The 490-nt window shown below is 39.2% G+C and carries 1 protein-coding gene; it reads left to right on the top strand.

Features of this window, described 5'->3' with window-relative positions; translation table 11 throughout:
- The coding region (locus KO494_RS15870; RefSeq protein ID WP_215968606.1) for a hypothetical protein at positions 1 to 490 on the top strand (490 nt) is incomplete at both ends.

Here is a 490-nt window from a genome sequence, read left to right as displayed (position 1 = left end):
GTAACTATACCATTCATACCTTAGTGTATAATGCAGAAACTCTAGATTTAAGTATAGTAGTGCCAGGAACCACCACAGGATTTGATGTAAACGGATTATTATTGCAAGGAGGCGGAATGATTTGCGCATCATTAGATGTAGCAGGAGCAGCAATAACAGTAATGAGTTGTGATGCATCAGCAGGAACACTAACAGCAGAAATGGATATGGTGTATTTATCCGATGGCGCAGCAACAATATCAGCAACAGCAAATGGCGATGCTAATATTCCAGAAGGTTATGAAGCACTATATGTATTAACCCAAGGCGAAGGATTAGTCATCCAAAATGTATCAGCAACACCAAGTTTTGATGTAACAGCATCTGGTAACTATACCATTCATACCTTAGTGTATAATGCAGAAACTCTAGATTTAAGTATAGTAGTGCCAGGAACCACCACAGGCTTTGATGTAAACGGATTATTATTGCAAGGAGGCGGAATGATTTG

It is taken from the genome of Lacinutrix sp. C3R15 (genome assembly GCF_018860825.1).
Taxonomy (GTDB): domain Bacteria; phylum Bacteroidota; class Bacteroidia; order Flavobacteriales; family Flavobacteriaceae; genus Oceanihabitans.
This window is presented reverse-complemented; position numbering and strand designations above follow the sequence as displayed.